The organism is Anaerolineales bacterium, assembly GCA_019637755.1.
Lineage (GTDB): Bacteria > Chloroflexota > Anaerolineae > Anaerolineales > UBA11579 > JAMCZK01.
Genome location: JAHBVC010000002.1, coordinates 132139 through 150210, shown reverse-complemented (window position 1 = coordinate 150210; position 18072 = coordinate 132139). Strand labels below are relative to the sequence as shown.

The window sequence follows — 18072 nt, the reverse complement described above, 5'->3', positions numbered from 1 at the left end:
ATCATCGCGTCTAACAAGTATGCTCTCTTGCCCGTGGTGTATTTCGCAGATGTTTACGACTGGCATAAGGATTGGATCCTTCGCTGTGCTCAGGATGACCTTGTCGTTTGAAGAATAGGTTGATCGAGGAGCGCCTTAAAAACGATTTTGCGCAGAGATAGATTCTAGCCCCGGGCGACATTAGTTGAGTGGTGCTAGAAAGCAATGTCATGCTGAGCAGCCGCATAGCGGCATGCGAAGCATCCACCCTGACCTAGACTAACTTCCCAACCAATCTTTGCTCAAATCTTCGAAAGTGGGATTTTGTGTACGGATTAACTCCAGTTTCTTTTTTCTTGTCCAGCCCTTGATTTGTTTCTCGGCGGCTAGTGCGTCGTGAACATTGCCGAAGCTCTCGGCAAATAACAACTGGTCTACTCCGTACTTGGCAGTAAAGCCTGGCACTTGTTTAGTCTTGTGTTCGTACAACCTTCGGGCCAAGTTATTGGTTACACCGATATATAGCGTACCTTTGCCATTGCCAAGAATATAAACAAAGTACTCTCGCTCAATTGCCAAGCCTTTTGCTCCACACGCCGGTAAATTCCGGCACGCGTTGCCAGCCGTTGGCATGCACGCGCGTGGCCAGCTCCTCGCCGAAGAAGAAGCGGCACAGCTCCACGGCGCGTGCCACGCTGCCGAAGTCGTAGTCCGTTGCCAGCGTGCTCCGCTGGAAGCCGTGCTCGTTTTCCAGCCAGGCGTAGTAGGCTGCCAACACGGCGTGCGGCGGGGCAGGCTGCAGCACGCCCGTGCCCAGCGTCTCCATGATGAGCAGCGTGCCACCGGGTTTGGCGGTGCGCTGCATCTCGGCGATGGCGCGGCCGGCGTGCTGTTGCCAGGTATCCGGGTACCAGCCCACCAGGTGCCCGAAGGCCCAGCCTGCGGTAACTACATCGGCCCAGCCGCTGGCGAAGGGGGTCTGGCGGCCGTCAGCTTGGACGAGCGGCCAGCCAGCTTGGGGATTGCTTGGTCCGTTTGCCGCTTGCGACAATACTCCTCGCAATGACAGGATTTGGTTTTGTTGCTCGAGCAGCATAGCCATATGCAGGTCTGAGGCCACGATGGTGCAACCCGACCCCTGCAGCAACAAGGGGATACGCCCGCTGCCACTGCCGAGGTCCAGCACGCGTGCGCCCGCCAAAGGCGCTATGCGTTTCAGCGCCTTTGGCAAGTTGCCATCTGCATCCTCGGCGGCGATCAGTGCGTGATAGGCGGCGGCTTTGTGGGTGTAGATGTTGCGGAAGTGGTCCATAAAAATAGTCTCGTAGTCTTTTAGTTTTTTGGTCAAGTCAGCGACTAACAGACCAAGCGACTAACCGACTACTCTTGAGCAATCAACTCTCTTAAATGAGCAATATGCTCCGGCGTAGTGCCACAGCAGCCGCCGATGAGTTTGGCGCCATCCGCTAGCCATTGGCGGGCAAATTCGGCGTAGCCTTCGGGCTGCTCAGCGGCGGTGGGATCCCAGTTGATGTAGTCTTCGGTCTCGCTGGGGTTGGCATAGGCGCTCAGCGGTAGCGTGGTAGCGGCGCGCAGCTCGTGCAGCGCGTGGTGTAGATAGGGCGCCGCCGTGCAGTTGATGCCAATGAAGGCCGGGCCGTGCGGTTCGATGGCGCGCGCCGCATCGGCGATGCTTTCGCCGGAGAACAGGCGCCCGTCCAGCTTGCAGATGAAGCTCACGCCAAAGGGCAGGCCGGTGGCCTTTGCGGCCTCGGCGGCAGCCTCGGTCTCTGCGATGTCCTTCATCGTCTCGAGTAGCAGCAAATCCACGCCGGCGGCGGCCAGCGTGCGCGCGATCTCGCCGTGCTCGCGCAGGTAGACCTCGCGCGGCAGGGGCACCATCGTATAGCTGTCCTCCAGCGGGGCGATGCCGCCGGCCACATACGCGGGCTTGCCGCTGGCGCGCACGGCGGCCTGGGCGATGGCGACGGCCAGCGTGGTCAGGCGGGCGGCCTCGTCCCCCAGGCCGACCTGTTCCAGGTTGCGGCGGTGGGTGCGGAAGGTGTTGGTGATGATCACTTCAGCCCCAGCGTCGAGGTAATCACGGTGCACCTGTTCCACCAGTTTGGGGGACTCGAGCAGGGCCAGCGCGCTCCAGATGGAGGTGCTGGTGTCGATGCCGCGGTGCTGCAGTTCGGTGCCGGTAGCGCCGTCCAGCAGGATAGGGCGCGGGTCAGCTAAACGTTGGAGAAAGCGATTCATTGGATGATTGTATCTTGAGTAGATATGGCCGTCATCTGGTCTGCTAGTTAACTGGTCGGAGCTTGACCAGCCAACCAATGGACCAAGAGACTCTGCAACTACTCGTATAATTTACTCTCTATGCTAAAAAAGCTACTCTCCCGCGAGAACTTCTACGCGGTGCTGCTCTGCCTTATTGTCATCGCGCTACTCATCGTCACTAGCGATAGCGCGCCGCTGTGGATCTACCAGGGCTTTTAACCCGGGGCACTTAAAGTGACTCTGCATCAAATCCTCATCTTTGCCATTCTGGGCTTGCTGGCTGGCCGCACCTATGGCCGCATCAGCCGCCCCTGGCTGCTGTTCGCCGCCTCGGCGCTGGCCGTGTTCTGGCTGCAACCCGCCGCGCTGGTGCGCGGCTTTGATTTTTGGCTGCCTGCCGCCAGCCTGGGCCTGGCCGCCATCGTATGGGCGCTCACGCTGCCCACGGGCGCCAGCCTGACGCGTGAGGACAAACTGGCCGCCGCTGCGCTTGCGCTGGGCGGCCTGGTGCTGGCCGCCACGCGCTACCTACCCACGCCGCTGCTCACCGCCAGCCGCCCTCCGCAAGTAGAGCTTGTTTTTGTGCTGGCGCTGGTGCTAGGCGTGCTGGCCTGGCTGGCCAGCCGCTGGGGCCGCGGCCGGGCTGCCGCCCTGAGCGCTGCTGTTTTGGCGGTGCTGGCCGTGCTGGTGGCGCTCAAAGCCGAGCCGCTGACACGCAGCCTCAGCGCGGCGCTGCGCAGTCTGAGCGGGCAAGACGCCAGCCTGGCTACCGCTTTTGACCTCAACTGGCTGGGCTTCTCCTACATTGCCTTCCGGCTGGTTCACACCCTGCGAGACCGCGCTGCGGGCCGCCTGGCGCACTACGGCCTGCGTGACTTCGTGACCTATGTCGTTTTCTTTCCCGCGCTGACCGCTGGCCCCATCGAGCGCGTGGAGCGCTTCGTGCCGCAAGTGCAAGCCAGCTTCGTGCTCGGCGCGGCAGAGTTGCAGGCCGCCGGGCAGCGCTTGGTAAGCGGCCTGTTTATGAAATTTGTGCTGGCGGATGCGCTGGCCTACTTTGCGCTCAATCCTGTTCTTGGCGCGCAGACCAGCTCCACGCTGTGGATGTGGTTGCTGCTGATCGCCTATGCCTGGCGCATCTTCTTTGATTTTGCGGGCTACACCCACATTGCCATCGGCTTGGGTTTGCTATTCGGTGTGCGCCTGCCGGAGAATTTTGCCCGCCCGTACAACCAGCCCAACCTGACCGCTTTCTGGAACAGTTGGCACATCACGCTGGCACACTGGTTCCGGGCCTACTTCTTCAATCCGCTCACACGCTTCCTGCGCACACAGCAATGGCCGGTGTGGGCCGTGGTGTTGGTGGGGCAAGTCAGTACGATGGCGCTCATCGGCTTGTGGCATGGCGTCACATGGAACTTCCTTATTTGGGGTGTGTGGCACGGATTGGGCTTGTTCGCCCACAGCCAGTTTGCCGCCGCGCGCAAAGGCGCCCCGGCGCCCGCCCGCTGGCAGCATGCGCTCTCCGTGCTAGGCACATTCATCTATGTTGCCCTGGGGTGGGTGTGGTTCGTGCTGCCGCATCCTGAGGATGCGCTGCATGTGCTGCGCGTGTTGTTGGGGATGAGCTAAACATGCAAACACAAACAATCTCCCCGTTGCGCTTGCTGGTCAAAGCGGCGCTGCTGTTCCTCGGCCTCAATCTGCTGTGTGGGGTATTCAACCCCATGCCAGCACTGGGCCAATTGAGCCTGTACAACCACGTCTTGCCCGGCCGTGAGCGTTTGCCCTATGGCGATGACCCGCAACGCTCCTACAACCTCAACCTCTATAGTGTCGAGGCGATGTTTGCCAGCCACGTGTTGGCTGGCGCGCCCAAGGCGGCGGACGAGTTCCGCGTCTTCGTGATCGGCGATTCATCGGTATGGGGATTCCTACTCGAGAACGACGATACGCTGGTAGCGCAGCTCAATTCCGCCAACTTGCACAGTGTCGATGGCCGCCGCGTGGTCTTCTACAACCTCGGCCATCCCACCATCTCGCTCACTAAAGACCTGATGCTTCTAGATGAGGCCATGCAATACCAACCCGACCTTATCCTGTGGCCGACAACGCTCGAAGCGTTCCCGTGGGACAAGCAACTTGCGTCGCCGCTGGTGCAGAACAACCCGCAACGCGTCTCTGCACTTGTGGAGCGTTACCAACTGCCAGTCAGCGTGTCCGAGGCACCTCAATCTCCAATCTCAAATCTCTTCTTCATCGAACAGCGCCGCAACCTGGCTGACCTGCTGCGCTTGCAGCTCTACGGCTTCGCCTGGGCCGCCACTGGCATAGATGTCCACATTCCGGATAACTACGCCCGCCACGCTATTGACCTTGAGGCCAGCGAGGCTTACGGTAGCCTGCAGTCGCCGCTGCTAGCCGACCAACTGGCCTTCGAAGTGCTGGCGGCCGGGGTGGCGCGCGCCGGGCAGGTGCCCGTGCTGGTCATCAACGAGCCCATCTTTGCCAGCGCTGGCGCCAACAGTGACTTGCGCTACAACTCCTTCTATCCGCGCTGGGCCTACGATGGCTACCGCAGCCTGCTGGCCGCCGAGGCCGCCGCGCAAGGCTGGCACTACGCCGACCTGTGGCAGGCGGCCGCCAACGATCAGTTCACCAACACGCCAATTCACCTGACCCCGCAGGGTACACTTCAATTCACTTATGAACTCCTTGAGACCCTCTCTACCCAGTTTGACCTCAATCCCTAAATTCATCTTTCTCGCGCTGCTGCTCGCCGCCTGCTCCGGTGGCGCGGCGGCTGGCTCCCCGGCGTCCGCCGTGGAAAGCTACCTGCAAGCGCTCGTCTCGGTAGATGAGGTGGGCGCCATCAACGCCTCGTGCTCAGCCTGGGAGGCGCAGGCGCGCCTGGAGGCTGCCGCTTATCAAGGCGTGCAGACTCAGCTTGAGAATCTCGACTGCAGCCTGCTGGCGCAGGAGGGCGACTCGGCCTTGGTGAGTTGCACTGGCCAAGTGCGCTACAGCTACGCCGGTGGTGAAGACCAGCTGGATGAGCTGGGTGGCCGCGTCTTTAGCGCTGTGGTGGATGGCGGCGAGTGGAAGATGTGCGGGCTGGCCAGCAATTCGCAGATGGCCGAGGCACAGGCCACCGCTACGGCACAGCCGGCTGAGCCGGCCACCAGCACGCCGGCTGCCGCCGCCGCGCAGCACACCGCCACGCCAGATACGCGCCCGCTGCCGGCCGACTGGCGCAGCTGGCCCATCATCCCTGAGCCTAGCGAGTGGCTGGGGCAGGTGTATGCCGCCGGCTTGGCGCAGGGCAACAACCCGCAGCATTTTTCCGTGGCGGGTGATTGCCAAAACATTCCTGAAGCGTTCATGGGCGTGTATGACATCCCTGAACGCTTCTCCTTCCCGGCAGATGAGCAGTACCTGCTGGAGACGGTCAGCCACTTCACGGGTTCCTTCAATCGTGATGGCTTGGCAGTGGATGGCGGCTACAACTTCCCCGCCATCTTCACGCCGCTGCGCGCTGACCCGGCCGAATGTGACAATGGCGAAGACCCGCTGGCCTGCGAAATACGCACCTGGCAGCCATCCTTCATCTTTATCTCGATGGAATTCGTCTACGAAGGCCGCACTGCTGAGAACTACGAAGACTACTTGCGCCAGGCGGTGGACTACGCGCTGGCCCACAACGTGATCCCTATTCTGCTCACCAAGGCTGACAACGTTGAAGGCGGCCACGCCATCAACGCGGCTACCGCCCGCGTAGCCTACGACTACGACATTCCGCTCATCAACTGGTGGCGCGCCGCCCAACCGCTGCCCGATCACGGTCTGGATTTGGATCGCGATAAGGGTTTACAGCCGCCTGATTTTCACATCACCTACGAAGCCTGGAGCGTGCGCTCCTATGTAGGCCTGAAGACTCTTGATACCTTGCGCCAGTCGCTGATACACTGGGGCGTGGAGACACGATGACCGATAAAAACGAAATCATTTCCAAGCTGAATACCTACATCGTCACCGAGCTGCTCAAGCGCCCAGACAAGACCATTGGCGCAGATGAAGCGCTGATTTCTGGTGGCCTAATCGACTCCTTCTCGCTGGTGGATTTGGCTCTGTTCGTAGAGCAGAGCTGGGGTGTGCGTATTGATGACACCGAGCTGAATGCTGAGACGTTTGACACGCTCAACCAACTTGCTGAGTTAATTGCCGGGCGCGCAAAGTGACCCGCGGACTAATTGACCAAGCGACTGTCCGTTAGTCACTTGGTCTGCTGGTCTCGATCATTTTAGATGTCTACGCTTGTATCTACCCTAACCGCCCGCGCCGCTGAGGCGCCCCAGCAGCCCGCGCTCACCTTCATTGAGCGCGGCGCCGAGCACACCATCACGCGCCACGAATTCTTGCAGGCGGCGCAAGCCTACAGCGGCCGCCTGGCTGCCGCGGGCTTGGGCGCCGGGGAGCTGGTCATTCTGGTGTTGCAGCACTCGCTGGATCTGGTGTACGCCTTCTGGGGCGCCACCTTGCTGGGCGCAGTACCCTCCATCTTTCCATTTTTGACCGAGAAGCTCGATCCTGACCTGTACCGCCAGCGCGTCAAGACCCTGGTAGAGCACGAGGGCGCCAAGGTGGTCATCACCTATCCCGAGTTTTACGCTTCGCTGGCTCAGCTGCTGGCGGATGTTGACTGCACCGTGCTTTCCACGGCGGATACCGCCAACGCCAGCCTGCCACCCACGCCGCAGCTCGACCCCGATGCGGTGGCGCTGCTGCAACACAGCAGCGGCAGCACCGGCCTGCAAAAGGGCGTAGCCCTTTCGCACCGCGCCGTGCTGCGCCAGGTTGAGGCCTACGGCAAGTCGATTGCGCTGAACCCGGATACGGATGTCATCGTTAGTTGGTTGCCGCTGTATCACGACATGGGGCTGATTGCTGGCTTCGTTATTCCCATCCTCACCGGCACGCATTTGGTGCTCATGTCGCCATTTGAGTGGGTGCGCCAGCCCACCAGCCTGCTGGAGGCGATTGGCCGCCACCGCGGCACGCTGTGCTGGCTGCCCAACTTTGCCTACAAGCTGATTGCGCGCAGTGTGCGCCCCGGTGCCGAGTTTGACCTTTCCACGTGGCGGGCAGTGATCAACTGCTCCGAACCGGTGTATGACGAGAGCCACCAAATTTTTGCCGAGAAGCTGGCCCCATTTGGCTTCTCGCCCAACGCCTTGGGCGTGAGCTATGCCATGGCGGAGAACACCTTCGCCGTCACGCAGACCGCGCTGGGCCAGCCGCCCAAGGTAGACGTGGTGGAGATTGCCGCGCTGCAAGAACGCGGCGAGGCCGTGCCCGCTGCCGAGGGTAAGCGCGTGGTGAGCTGTGGTGCGCCGATTGAAAGCGTGCAGCTGGGCATCTTTGACGCTGAACGCAACCCGCTGCCTGAGCGCAGGGTAGGGGAGATTGGCTTACGCAGTGAATTCATGCTGAGCGGCTACTACAAGCGCCCGGACCTTAGCGAGCAGGCCATCACCGCCGATGGCTGGTACCTGACCGGCGATATGGGCTACCTGGCGGACGGCGAGCTGTACATCAGTGGCCGCAAGAAGGATCTGCTCATCGTGGGCGGCAAGAACATCTACCCGCAAGACCTTGAAGACATTGCCAACCGCACCACGGGCGTGTATCCCGGCCGCGCCGTGGCCTTCGGCGTGCTGGATGAGCGCATGGGCTCTGAGAAGGTCATCATCCTTTGCGAGCTGCACGAGGGCGCTGACCCGGCCGCCGCGGAGCAAGAGCTGCGTGCCAAGGTGGTGCAAGAGACCGAGGTCACTGTGGGCGATCTGCGTTTTGTGCCGCGCGGCTGGATTTTGAAGACCTCCAGCGGTAAGCACGCCCGCACAGACAATCGTGAGAAGTACCTGCGTGAGTTTGGCGGCTAAGGATATGCACTCGCTGGAGTGATAAAGACAAAAAAAAGACCGGCCTTGGCCGGTCTTTTTTATCTTTGCTTCGTAGATTACTTGGCGCTGCGCCCGTTGGCGGCCGGCACCAGCGCCGGCGTTCCGCCGATGCGCTTGGGGGCCACTTTAGGCATCATCTTCTCGAACTCTTCGCGGGTAAGGGTTTCCACCTCTACCAGCTTCTCAGCGAGCTTCTTGAGCTCGCGGCGATACTTGGTCAGGATCTTGCGCGCCTGCACGTAGGCCGTGTTGACCAGTTTCAAAACTTCCTTGTCGATCTGCTCGGCCATCGCCTCGGAGTAGTCCTTCTGCTCCGAGATCTCACGGCCCAGGAAAACCAATTCTTCCTTCTGGCCGTACACGCGGTTGCCCAGGCTCTCGCTCATGCCCAGGCGCATCACCATCTGGCGGGCGATGTTGGTGACGGTTTGGATGTCGCTCGAGGCGCCGGAGGTGATGTCGTCGAACACCAGCTCTTCGGCGGCGCGGCCGCCCAGGGCCACGATCATGCGTTCGGTCAGCTTCTTGCGGCTGATCATGTCGCGATCTTCGTCGGGCAGCGCCAGTACGTACCCACCGGCCTGGCCGCGTGGCACGATGGTGATCTTGTGGATCGGGTCGGCATTCGGCAGCACGTGGCCCACGATGGCGTGGCCGGCTTCGTGATAGGCCACGATCAGCTTCTCTTCCGGGCTGATCAGCTTGCTGCGGCGCTCAGGGCCGCCCAGCATCACGCGTTCCACCGCTTCTTCCAGCTCTTCCTGCCCGATGGTCTTCTTGTTGCGGCGGGCGGAGAGGATCGCCGCCTCGTTCACCAGGTTTTCCAGGTCAGCGCCGACGAAGCCGGGGGTGGCGCGCGCCAGCGTTTCCAACTTGACTTCCTTGCTCAGCGGTTTGCCGCGGGCGTGTACCTTCAGGATGGCTTCGCGGCCCTTCACATCGGGCGGGTCCATCGTTACGCGGCGGTCAAAGCGGCCCGGGCGCAGCAGCGCCGGGTCGAGAATGTCGGGGCGGTTGGTGGCGGCGATCATGATGATGTTGGTATCGGTGTCGAAACCATCCATCTCCACCAGCATCTGGTTGAGGGTCTGTTCGCGTTCATCGTGGCTGCCGCCCAGGCCCGCGCCACGTTGGCGGCCAACCGCATCGATTTCATCGATGAAGATGATGCAGGGCGAATGGCGCTTGGCCTGCTCAAACAGGTCACGCACGCGGCTGGCGCCGACACCGACGAACATCTCCACGAATTCCGAACCGGAGATGGAGAAGAACGGCACGCCCGCCTCACCAGAGACGGCTTTGGCCATCAGGGTTTTGCCGGTGCCGGGCTGGCCCACTAGCAACACACCCTTGGGGATGCGTGCACCGAGGGCAATGAACTTCTCCGGCTCTTTGAGGAACTCAACGATCTCTTGCAGGTCCACCTTGGCTTCTTCCACACCGGCCACATCGTTGAACGTGACGGTGGGGTTTTCGCCGGAGAACATGCGGGCGCGCGATTTGCCAAACGACATGGCGGCGTTGTTGCTGCCTTGGGCCTGGCGCATCACGAACCAGAAGATCAGGCCGACAAAGATCAAGGGCCCCAAGTAGGTCAGTACGGTCAGGATGCCCAGCCAGGCGCTGGGGGGGCGCACTTCCAGCTCGATATTCTGTGCATCCAGCTCTTCGGCGGTGACGCCGAGATCGAGCAGTTGCTGCACGGTGGTTTGGCCAGCTTCACGCAGCGCGGTGCGCTCGGTGCCATCGCTGTACACCAGGCGCAGGGTTTCTTCGTCAGTCACAAGCCGGCTCACTTGCCCAGCTTTGATATCCGCAGCCACCTGGTTTAGCGTCAGGGTCTCCTGGGCGCCAGTTTGCTGTTGGAAGCTGAAGACGACGAAAAAGGCCAGCGCCGCCAGGAAGAGGATATAGATCAGTGAAACTCGAGTACGAGGGCTATTCAAGCGGGGCCTCCGGAAATTAGAACAATCGCGGGATTATACCAACCCCCGCCCCGCTTGTTTATCCTCGGCTTACTTCTTATACATCTCTTACGGTGGCGGCTGGCGGTGACGGCTTGCTGGAAAATGTGCCACAGATGAACGCAGATAGACGCCGATAACTGCAAAAACCAGATTGCTTCGCTTCGCTCGCAATGACGGGCTATTTTGGGCAGGCCTAAAGCAAGACCTGTCATTGCGAGACGCAGGCTTGCCTGCGCACGGAGCAATCTGAATGTATGGCAGGGACTAAACCAGATTGCTTCGCTTCGCTCGCAATGACGGGCTATTTGGGCAGGCCTAAAGCAAGACCTGTCATTGCGAGGAGTACTGTGGCTTGCATGCAATGCAAGCCACAAACGGACGAAGCAATCTGGTTCTAAAGGGATTTTGATGCAGGTTGCTTCGTTCGCAATGACGGATTACAAAAAAAAACACGCTGCCTTTCGGCAGCGTGTTTGAGATTGAGAGTGCAGCCGGTCTGAGGTCAGCCCTTGCGGCCCCAAAGCAAGCCCTCGATGCGGCGCCAGATGCGCCGCATTAGCGAGCGCAGCCAGACGAAGCGCGTGTAGCGGCGCATGCGGATCGGCTCGGCCTCGGCAAACGGCCCGGTCCACTGCAGGGCCAGCGAGCCCCAGGTGAGCCCGGCGCCGAAGCCTACCAGGACGGTATTGTCGCCCTTGCTGAGCAGGCCTTCTTCGGCCGCCTCGCACACTGCGATCGGGATCGAGGCGGTGGAGGTGTTGCCGTAGCGCTCGATGTTGACCATGAAGCGCTCCATCGGCAGCTTGAGGCCACGCGCCGCCGCCTGAATAATGCGGAAGTTGGCCTGGTGCGGCACGATCAGCGCCACATCCTCCACAGCCAAGTTGGCCTTGTCCATCGCTTCTTTGGAGGCCGCCGCCATCACGCGCGTGGCGAAGCGAAAGACCTCGTTGCCGTTCATGTGGATGAAGTGCAGGCCCGCGTCGATGGTGGCTTGCGAGGCGGGCTTGGCGCTGCCGCCCGCGGGCACGCTGAGCAGGTTGCCGCCCGAGCCGTCGGAGCGCAACACGGAGGAGAGTACCCCGCCGGGCTGCTCGGAGGCTTGCAGCACAAAGGCGCCGGCGCCATCGCCGAACAGGATGCAGGTGGTGCGGTCGTTCCAATCCACCAGGCGCGAGAGCGTCTCGGCGCCGATCACCAGGGCGTTCTTGATCGCACCGCTGCGGATCGATTGCGAAGCCATGCTCACTGCGTAGATGAAGCCAGTGCACGCCGCCGAAAGATCAAACGCGCCGGCATGATCCGCGCCGATGCGGTCTTGTACCAGGCTGGCGGTGGAGGGAAAGATATGCTCGGGAGAGGAGGTGGACACGATGATCAGGTCCAGCTCAGCGGGGGGCAGCTTGGCCACGCGCAGGGCGTTGATCGCCGCCTCGGCAGCCAGCGAAGCGGTGGTCTGCCCCTTGGCGGCGATGCGGCGCTCGCGGATGCCGGTGCGCTCGCGGATCCAGGCATCGTTGGTTTCTACGATCTTGGCCAGATCGTCATTGGTCATGACTTTCTCTGGCACGGACATGCCCCAGCCGGTGACGTGAGCGTAAGGCATCAGGCGGCTGCCTTCACGTCTTGCGCCGCGCCGAGGATGATGCTGGCGTTGTGGCCGCCAAAGCCAAAGGAGTTCGACATCACGGTGTGGATCACTTTCTTGACGGCCGTGTTGGGCGTGTAATTCAGATCACAGGCCGGGTCAGGCACTTCATAGTTGATCGTCGGCGGTACGATGCCGTCGCGCATCGCCAGGAGCGAGAACACCGCTTCCAGCGCGCCACCGGCGCCCATCAGGTGGCCGGTCATCGATTTGGTGGAAGAGATCGCCATATCGTAGGAGCGTTCGCCGTACACGCTCTTGATCGCCGCCGTTTCGCTCTTGTCGTTGAGCGGCGTGCTGGTGCCATGGGCGTTGATGTAATCGATCTGTGCGGGCTGCATGCCGGCTTGTTCCAGCGCCATGCGCATGCAGTCCGCCGCGCCGCGGCCATTTTCGGAGGGGGCGGAGATGTGGAAGGCGTCATTGGTGCTGCCGTAGCCTAACACCTCGCCGAGGATGCGCGCCCCGCGCGCTTGGGCGTGCTCCAGCGATTCGAGCACCAGCACGGCGGCACCTTCACCCATCACGAAGCCATCGCGCTCTTTGTCGAAGGGGCGCGAGGCGTGCTGCGGGTCGGCATTGCGCGTGCTCAGCGCGGTCATGTTGGCCAGGCCGGCCACCGAGGGCTGCACGATGGCGGCTTCGGCGCCGCCGGCCAGCATCACGTCGGCCTGGCCGCGGCGAATGACCTCACTGGCCTCGCCGATGGCATTGGTGCCGGTAGCGCAGGCCGTCACCACGGCGAAGTTGGGGCCTTGGATCTGCATATGGATGGCGATCATGCCGCCGACGGTATCGGCCAGCATCATCGGCACCATGAACGGGCTCACCCGGTCCGGCCCCTTTTCCACCAGGGTCTTGATCTGCTCATAGAGGGTGTGGGCGCCGCCGATGCCGGTGCCGACGATGGCGCCGATGCGCAAACGATTGGCATCGGTGATCGTCAGATTGGCGTCCTTCACCGCTTCCTGCGCGGCAGCCAGCCCCAACTGCGAATAGCGATCCATGCGGCGCGCCTCGCGCGTGCCGTACAGCGCCGCGCCGTCAAACCCCTTCACCTCACAGGCGATTTGGGTCTTGTAGTCGCTGGGGTCGTAATGGGTAATGCGCCCGGCGCCGGAAACCCCGGCCACCGCCGCCTGCCAGGAACTGCTGACATCATTGCCAAGCGGGCTAAGGCAGCCTACGCCAGTAATTACAATTCGTTTCTTCATTGTTTATGGCCCTTCGTGGGAGCTGCGCGCTGGGCGCGGTTTAAACTTTATAACCCAACCCATCCGATGGGGATACGGGTTAGTTTGCCGCCGATTTGGGCGCCTGGGCGGCGCGCGGGCGCCACTGCACAAGCAGCGTGCCGGCCGCGGTAAGCAGCAAACCGGCGATCTGCGGCGGGCTGATGAGCTCGCCCAGGAACACCCAGCCCAAAATAGCGATCTGGATCAGCATCGTATTGTTGATCACACTCGACTCGGCCGCGGGCAGGGTGCGCAGCGTGTGGTTCCATAGAGTAAATGCGAAGGCGGTGTTGATCGCGGCCAGCCAGATGATGATGAGCCACTCTCGCAGGCTGAGCGCCGGCCATGGCTCAGTGAGCAGGCCCAGCACCAGCAGGGCGGCAGAGCCCACGCCAATGCTTACCCCGGTAACGGTGAGGGCGGAGAGCTTGGCTTGCCGGTTGAGTGCCCGCCCTTGGATGGCACCAATGGAAGTGGCCAGCAGGTTGAGCACGCCGACCGCCAACCCAAAGGTGGAGACTGTGCCAAGCCGGCCGAAGTAAACAATCGCACCAATGATCGAGATGGCCACGCCCGTCCACTGGCGGCCGTACAAACGTTCGCCGAGGAACACTACGCCTAGCAGGGCGATGGATAAGCTGCTCAGGCTAAGTAGCAGGCTTAGCGTATGGGCGGGGATATGCGCCAATGCAATAAATTGAGAACCTTGTGTGATCGTGATGATCACCAGGCCCAGCAAAACCAACGCAATGAGGTCATTGCGTTGCAGACCCGCAAGCTCCCGCCGGGCAGCCGGGCGCAGTAGCCACGGCAACATGATCACGAAGGCCAGCCCGTAGCGCAGGCCAGCAAACAGCAGTGGCGGGATCTCGCCCAGGCCGAATTTGATCAGCACCCAGGAGGTGGACCACAAGAAGGTGACGAGGAGTGCTTGCCAGATAGCTTTAGTTCGAGGAGTCATGTTATTGCGTGTGCCTCGTCATTCCGACGAGCGGCGTAGCCGCAAGGAGGAATCCGTTAAGGGCTGAGTGGAGTGCAGATGCTTCTGAGTGAATTCCGAATACATCTCTAAATGGGTTCCTCACTGGCCTGGGTTAGGCACCCTGGTGGTACTGCATCAAGCTGTTCGGAATGACATAGCGAGGGCGCATCTATTCCGGCCCACCACAAAGACTGGTGGCAACGGATGGCACTGTTGCGTGGCTACGCCACGCGTTGGCGTTACTACTCGGCTGCGCCGAGTAACGTAACACCAGCTCATTCGGGTCCTACCACGAAGACTGGCGGCAATGGGTGGCACTGACCGCAGCCGATGCGCGGCTCCTCGACGCTGCATTGGCACTGGCTGCATTCGGCGCTGACCTGTACGCTGGGCTGCATGAAGAATAGCGGCCTGTGCACGCGCGGCAGCAGCGTCTGGTGCTCACAGGCGTTGGCCGCCAGGATCTCGGGCACTGGGCAGTTGTTGCATAGCGCTGGTGTCCAGGCCAGGCGGTGGGCGTCCAGCAGGCGGCAGCGCTCAATGTTGCGGCCGCGGTAGTAGTCGCCATGGAAATGGCGGCACTCGCGGCCGGCAGGCGTAATCATGTGGGGGATTATAGCGGGGCTGACGTTATCCACAGATGAACACGGATACTAACTTCGATGAACACAGATACCTGGTATCTGCGTTCATCGGTTTTCTACATCTGTGTCCATCTGTGCATGCGTGCTGTGGGTTACACCCGCGTGACGTACTCGCCGGTGCGCGTGTCCACGCGGATCGTATCGCCCTGGTTCACGAAGGCTGGCACCTGCACCTGCAGGCCGGTTTCGGTGGTCACCAGCTTGTTCACGCCGGTGGCGGTATCGCCGCGCACCGCCGTCTCCGCCTGGGTCACTTCCAGGTCCACCGCGGTAGGCAGCTCCACGTCCAGGGCCTCATCGCCGTAGAAGGTCAGCTTTACATCCATGCCGGCCTTCAAATACTCAGCCGAGTCACCCAGCACCTTGGAGGGCAGGGCGGGCTGCTCGTAGGTGTCCTGGTTCATGAAAATATAGTTATCGCCATCCTGGTAGAGGTACTGCACGTTCTGGTAATCCAGGCGCACGTCTTGCACGCGCATGCCCGAGTTCCAGGTCTTGTCGATCGTGGAGCCAGTGCGCAGGTTGCGCGCCTTTACACGGATCGTAGCGCTGCCGCGCCCAGGCTTGTTGTGCGAGTACTCCAGCACCTTGAACAGGTTGCCGTCTTCTTCAAAGGTGACGCCTTTGCGCAGGTCGTTGACATCAATCATTAAACTCGAGCTCCTCTAGGTTCCAAACGATAACTTTCCGTGGCTGCGGGCAAGATACCCGCAGAGCGGGCGGCATTATAGCGCAGAACCGGCATCTCTAGTAGTACGTTTGGGCTGCCTGAGCGCCGGAGAGAAGGTGGTAAACTCAACGTAGTAGCGGTATTTTGAGGATTCTGTGGCTGAACAAACCCGCAAAGTAGTGTGCGTAGAAGACGAGCAGGAAATGATTGACCTCATGCGCCTGATTTTGAGCCGGCGCGGGTTTGAAGTGTTGGGCGCCAATGGGGGCGTGAAGGGCTTGGCGCTGATCCGGGCCGAGAAACCCGATATTGTGCTGCTGGACCTGATGATGCCTGAGATGGATGGCTGGCAGGTCTACCAACAACTCAAAGCCGATCCGGCCACTGAGCACATTCCGGTGGTGGTGGTCACCGCCAAAGCCCAGAATATCGATAAAGTGCTCGGCTTGCATATCGCCAAAGTAGACGATTACATTTCCAAGCCGTTTAGCCTGCAGGAGCTGGTGGACCGCGTTGAAGCGGTGCTGGCTCGCCAAAGCCAGGCGCAAGACGCCACCGCCCCCTGAGCGCGGTGGGGAACCGCCCCATGCACTCCGTTGCCATTCATAACCGCACGCGCCCGCTGCAGCGCCCGCTGCGCGCCGGCTACGCCAGCCGCTTTAGCGACAAGCTGCGCGGGCTGGCCGGGCGGCGCCACCTGGCCCCCGAAGAGGGCTTGATCCTGGCTGAGGCGCGTGCCAGCCGCCTGGGCACCAGCATCCATATGCTCGGCATGTATTTTGATCTCTGCATCGTGTGGCTGGATGAAGATTTGCGGGTGGTAGACTGTCAAATCGCACGCCGCTGGCGTAGCGTGCTGTGGCCGCGCAAAGCCGCCCGCTATGTGATAGAGTGTGCCCCGTCACGTTATGCAGAATTCCAACTCGCTGACCAACTTGCTTTCGAGGCTATATAGCCAGAGTGCTGCAGTACGCCACCTGGTGGCAAAGCGCAGCGTCATCGCCGCAGGGCTGATCGCCGCTGTGCTCTTGGCCGTGGCGGCGCAACCCGCCTTTGCCCAACAGGAAGAAGAAGACGGCGTGCGCTACATCGTGCAGGCCGGCGACACGCTCTCCAGCATCTCGTTGCGCTTTGATGTTTCCATTCAAGACATCATTAGTGCCAGTAAGCTCACCAACCCCAATGCCCTCAATGTGGGCGATGTGCTCATCATCCCCGGCCTCGATTGGATCGAAGGCACGCTTTCGTTCCTGGATGTGCCCCTAGGCGAGAATTTCGTCAGCCTCAAGCGGCGCTATCTGCTCAGCAGCGAGGGCATGGCGCGGCTCAACCAACTCACCAGCCCGGATCAGATGTATTACGGCTTCCCCGCCATGCTCACTACCCAACACGGTGAGCTCACCGGGCGCGGCCGGGCGCTGGTGGCCGCGGGCCAATCCCTGTGGGAGCTGGCGGCGATCAGCGGCGATAATCCCTGGGCTTTGATGGGCTATAACCAGTTGCCCGGCGCCTGGGCCGTCCCCGGAGATGTGCTCTTCACCCCGGGCGTGCAGGCGGCTGGCCCCGGCGGCTTGCCCAACGGCGTGCAGGGCATTGAGGTGCAGGGGCAAGGCTTTGTGCAGGGCCGCACGCTGGTGCTGGCCGCCACGGCTGACCCTGAAGTAGTGTTGGGCGGGGAGTTCTTTGGCCACGCGCTCAACTTTTTCGCTGAAGGTGAAACGCAACAAGTGGCGCTACAGGGGGTGCCGCTCGAAGCCGAGAGCGGCACCTATGACTTTGTTTTGTCCGGCACCCTGGCGGATGGCAGCCCGTTTAGCTTCAGCCAGCCCGTACGCGTCGCCAGTGGCGGTTATGCGAGTGAATCGCTCACGGTCGATCTGCAATTCCTCGATCCGGAGCAAAACGCCAGCGAGCTGCAGTGGGAGCAGGAGCTGACCACGCCGGCCAGCGGCGAGCGACGCTGGGCAGGCTATTGGGGCGCGCCGCACCCGTACATCAATGTGATCAATTCAGATTTTGGTATTCACCGCAGCTACAACAAAGGCGTGTACGAGAACTACCATCGCGGCACTGACTTTGGTGGCGGGGTGGGGATCGAGATCTGGGCGCCAGCGCCCGGCCGGGTGGTCTACGCCAGCGAGACGGTCATCCATGGAAACTTCACCGTGATCGATCACGGGCGCGGCGTATACACCACGTACTCGCACCAATCACAGCTGCTGGTAGCCGAAGGTGATGAAGTGCAAACCGGCCAGGTGATCGGGTTGGTGGGGGCCACCGGCCGCATCACCGGGGCGCATCTGCACTGGGAAGTGTGGGTGGGCGGTACCGCGGTGGAGCCGATGGACTGGCTCAACTATATCTACCCTTAGCTCAGGCCAAGCAACTCGTTCATCAGTTGGCGCGCCTCAGGCTCTGCGGCGCGGGCCACATACACATCGATCTCGCCCATACTGCCTACGAAGGTGCCATACACCTGGCCGATGGCCTCCTTGCTCAGCAATACTTGCATGCCTTGTGCTTCGAGCAGCCCGCGCAACACTTCCGCCTGGGCGGGATCGTGCAGCGTGATGATTTTGACGAAGCCAGTTTGCGGGCTCATGCCGTAAGTATAGCTGTTTGAAAAGCCATAAGCCATAAGCCATAAGCCGTAAGCTGTAAGCAAAATCGGCTGCATTGATCAACCGATTAACAGATGGGT

Annotated in this window: 18 protein-coding genes; 8 read left to right on the top strand and 10 right to left on the bottom strand. The window is 61.4% G+C overall.

The genetic code is table 11. The features are described from left to right. Nucleotides 1–258: 258 nt before the first annotated feature. From KF821_08545 to KF821_08535, 3 genes are read right to left on the bottom strand one after another with little or no spacing between them, the layout of a single operon-like run. The gene (locus tag KF821_08545; GenBank protein ID MBX3005854.1) at nt 259–612 is read right to left on the bottom strand and encodes a GIY-YIG nuclease family protein; all 354 of its coding nucleotides are present in this window, start codon (nt 610–612) and stop codon (nt 259–261) included. After that, nucleotides 548–1327: a class I SAM-dependent methyltransferase gene (locus KF821_08540; protein ID MBX3005853.1), complete on the bottom strand. Its 780-nt coding sequence runs from the start codon at nt 1325–1327 to the stop codon at nt 548–550. The genes KF821_08545 and KF821_08540 overlap by 65 nt, the downstream gene beginning before the upstream one ends. A gap of 32 nt (nt 1328–1359) precedes the next feature. Further along, nucleotides 1360–2241 (bottom strand): homocysteine S-methyltransferase family protein, encoded by an 882-nt coding sequence (locus KF821_08535; GenBank protein ID MBX3005852.1) that lies wholly within the window; start codon nt 2239–2241, stop codon nt 1360–1362. A 255-nt stretch (nt 2242–2496) separates the two neighbouring features. Between KF821_08535 and KF821_08530 the strand changes: the two genes are divergently transcribed. The 5 genes from KF821_08530 to KF821_08510 all read left to right on the top strand — a co-directional run bounded on the left by KF821_08530 (nt 2497) and on the right by KF821_08510 (nt 8204). Further along, entirely contained in the window at nt 2497–3894 is a 1398-nt protein-coding gene (locus tag KF821_08530) for an MBOAT family protein (GenBank protein MBX3005851.1), read from the top strand. A gap of 2 nt (nt 3895–3896) precedes the next feature. Beyond that, nucleotides 3897–5015, top strand: a complete 1119-nt coding sequence (locus KF821_08525) for a hypothetical protein (protein ID MBX3005850.1) — start codon at nt 3897–3899, stop codon at nt 5013–5015. Continuing rightward, nucleotides 4969–6249 carry a hypothetical protein gene (locus tag KF821_08520; protein MBX3005849.1) on the top strand — a complete coding sequence of 427 codons (1281 nt, stop codon included), beginning with the start codon at nt 4969–4971 and terminating at the stop codon, nt 6247–6249. Before KF821_08525 ends, KF821_08520 begins: the two co-directional genes overlap by 47 nt. Further along, nucleotides 6246–6500 (top strand): acyl carrier protein, encoded by a 255-nt coding sequence (locus KF821_08515; protein MBX3005848.1) that lies wholly within the window; start codon nt 6246–6248, stop codon nt 6498–6500. The genes KF821_08520 and KF821_08515 overlap by 4 nt, the downstream gene beginning before the upstream one ends. Nucleotides 6501–6566: 66 nt before the next feature. Further along, on the top strand, nt 6567–8204 hold the full coding sequence (locus KF821_08510) for an AMP-binding protein (protein ID MBX3005847.1): 1638 nt from the start codon (nt 6567–6569) through the stop codon (nt 8202–8204). A gap of 77 nt (nt 8205–8281) precedes the next feature. Here KF821_08510 and ftsH read toward each other — a convergent pair whose 3' ends face one another. The 6 genes from ftsH to efp all read right to left on the bottom strand — a co-directional run bounded on the left by ftsH (nt 8282) and on the right by efp (nt 15351). Further along, complete coding sequence (gene ftsH / locus KF821_08505) at nt 8282–10171, bottom strand: ATP-dependent zinc metalloprotease FtsH (protein MBX3005846.1); 1890 nt, start codon at nt 10169–10171, stop codon at nt 8282–8284. 523 nt (nt 10172–10694) lie between these two features. Continuing rightward, nucleotides 10695–11798 carry a ketoacyl-ACP synthase III gene (locus KF821_08500; protein ID MBX3005845.1) on the bottom strand — a complete coding sequence of 368 codons (1104 nt, stop codon included), beginning with the start codon at nt 11796–11798 and terminating at the stop codon, nt 10695–10697. Beyond that, nucleotides 11798–13054, bottom strand: coding sequence for a beta-ketoacyl-ACP synthase II (fabF, locus tag KF821_08495; GenBank protein MBX3005844.1), 1257 nt, complete (start codon nt 13052–13054; stop codon nt 11798–11800). The genes KF821_08500 and fabF overlap by 1 nt, the downstream gene beginning before the upstream one ends. A gap of 79 nt (nt 13055–13133) precedes the next feature. Beyond that, nucleotides 13134–14036 carry an EamA family transporter gene (locus KF821_08490; protein ID MBX3005843.1) on the bottom strand — a complete coding sequence of 301 codons (903 nt, stop codon included), beginning with the start codon at nt 14034–14036 and terminating at the stop codon, nt 13134–13136. Between the two features lie 296 nt (nt 14037–14332). Then, nucleotides 14333–14662, bottom strand: coding sequence for a hypothetical protein (locus KF821_08485; GenBank protein MBX3005842.1), 330 nt, complete (start codon nt 14660–14662; stop codon nt 14333–14335). Between the two features lie 131 nt (nt 14663–14793). Continuing rightward, on the bottom strand, nt 14794–15351 hold the full coding sequence (gene efp / locus KF821_08480; protein ID MBX3005841.1) for an elongation factor P: 558 nt from the start codon (nt 15349–15351) through the stop codon (nt 14794–14796). A gap of 175 nt (nt 15352–15526) precedes the next feature. On the opposite strand from efp, the gene KF821_08475 reads away from it, so the two are divergent. The 3 genes from KF821_08475 to KF821_08465 are packed head-to-tail and all read left to right on the top strand — an operon-like array spanning nt 15527 to nt 17743. Further along, nucleotides 15527–15937, top strand: coding sequence for a response regulator (locus KF821_08475; GenBank protein ID MBX3005840.1), 411 nt, complete (start codon nt 15527–15529; stop codon nt 15935–15937). 20 nt (nt 15938–15957) lie between these two features. Next, nucleotides 15958–16326 (top strand): DUF192 domain-containing protein, encoded by a 369-nt coding sequence (locus KF821_08470; GenBank protein MBX3005839.1) that lies wholly within the window; start codon nt 15958–15960, stop codon nt 16324–16326. Between the two features lie 25 nt (nt 16327–16351). Then, complete coding sequence (locus tag KF821_08465; protein ID MBX3005838.1) at nt 16352–17743, top strand: peptidoglycan DD-metalloendopeptidase family protein; 1392 nt, start codon at nt 16352–16354, stop codon at nt 17741–17743. Here KF821_08465 and KF821_08460 read toward each other — a convergent pair. Next, nucleotides 17740–17973, bottom strand: a complete 234-nt coding sequence (locus tag KF821_08460; protein MBX3005837.1) for a DUF2007 domain-containing protein — start codon at nt 17971–17973, stop codon at nt 17740–17742. The genes KF821_08465 and KF821_08460 overlap by 4 nt on opposite strands. Nucleotides 17974–18072 lie beyond the last annotated feature (99 nt).

What these genes read in the sequence shown, in the direction of transcription:
- fabF (MBX3005844.1), bottom strand. Translation starts at nt 13,054, where the DNA reads ATGAAGAAACGAATTGTAATTACTGGCGTAGGCTGCCTTAGCCCGCTT.
- KF821_08485 (MBX3005842.1), bottom strand. Translation starts at nt 14,662, where the DNA reads ATGATTACGCCTGCCGGCCGCGAGTGCCGCCATTTCCATGGCGACTAC.
- KF821_08535 (MBX3005852.1), bottom strand. Translation starts at nt 2,241, where the DNA reads ATGAATCGCTTTCTCCAACGTTTAGCTGACCCGCGCCCTATCCTGCTG.
- KF821_08510 (MBX3005847.1), top strand. Translation starts at nt 6,567, where the DNA reads ATGTCTACGCTTGTATCTACCCTAACCGCCCGCGCCGCTGAGGCGCCC.
- KF821_08525 (MBX3005850.1), top strand. Translation starts at nt 3,897, where the DNA reads ATGCAAACACAAACAATCTCCCCGTTGCGCTTGCTGGTCAAAGCGGCG.
- efp (MBX3005841.1), bottom strand. Translation starts at nt 15,351, where the DNA reads ATGATTGATGTCAACGACCTGCGCAAAGGCGTCACCTTTGAAGAAGAC.
- KF821_08460 (MBX3005837.1), bottom strand. Translation starts at nt 17,973, where the DNA reads ATGAGCCCGCAAACTGGCTTCGTCAAAATCATCACGCTGCACGATCCC.
- KF821_08500 (MBX3005845.1), bottom strand. Translation starts at nt 11,798, where the DNA reads ATGCCTTACGCTCACGTCACCGGCTGGGGCATGTCCGTGCCAGAGAAA.
- KF821_08520 (MBX3005849.1), top strand. Translation starts at nt 4,969, where the DNA reads ATGAACTCCTTGAGACCCTCTCTACCCAGTTTGACCTCAATCCCTAAA.
- KF821_08515 (MBX3005848.1), top strand. Translation starts at nt 6,246, where the DNA reads ATGACCGATAAAAACGAAATCATTTCCAAGCTGAATACCTACATCGTC.
- KF821_08545 (MBX3005854.1), bottom strand. Translation starts at nt 612, where the DNA reads ATGCCAACGGCTGGCAACGCGTGCCGGAATTTACCGGCGTGTGGAGCA.
- KF821_08470 (MBX3005839.1), top strand. Translation starts at nt 15,958, where the DNA reads ATGCACTCCGTTGCCATTCATAACCGCACGCGCCCGCTGCAGCGCCCG.
- KF821_08490 (MBX3005843.1), bottom strand. Translation starts at nt 14,036, where the DNA reads ATGACTCCTCGAACTAAAGCTATCTGGCAAGCACTCCTCGTCACCTTC.